Source organism: Streptomyces sp. SID4985, from assembly GCF_009863025.1.
In the GTDB taxonomy this organism is placed as follows: Bacteria; Actinomycetota; Actinomycetes; order Streptomycetales; family Streptomycetaceae; genus Streptomyces.
The window spans coordinates 1-413 of sequence record NZ_WWIR01000061.1 but is presented as its reverse complement, the minus strand read 5'-3'; the positions used below and the strand labels follow the sequence as shown (position 1 = coordinate 413).

At 78.9% G+C, this 413-nt stretch carries 1 pseudogene; it reads right to left on the bottom strand.

The window, feature by feature from the left end:
- A pseudogene (locus tag GTW40_RS02345) lies at positions 1 to 413 on the bottom strand (HEAT repeat domain-containing protein); the annotation flags it as partial.

Genomic DNA, 413 nt, shown 5'->3' with positions numbered 1-413 from the left:
GCGCGTGCTCCACGGCCGCCTCGGTCCGCATCCGTTCGAAGGCGTCGACAGCGGCCTCGACGACCCCGGTGGTGCCGTCGGCGACGGCGGCCTCGATCAGCGGGAGGGCCTCGGGGGCGGCGCTGTCGGCGAGATAGCGCAGGGCCGTGCAGCGGGCGCCCTCGGTGCCGGTGCGGGCGGCGCCCAGGATCTCCGCGCGGTCCTCCGGTCCGGCCACGGCGGCCAGGCAGCGAGCGGCGGGGACATGGAGGGCGGCGCCGCGCTCCAGGCCCTGCTGGGCCCAGTCGAGGACGGCGGCCACGCTCCAGCCGGGGCGCGGTCCGCCGGGCCGCATCTGCCGCTGCCAGCGGTCGAAACTGCCCGCCTCCTGGGCGGTGCGCACCCGCGTGGCGATGGACGTGCGCGGGTCCTCG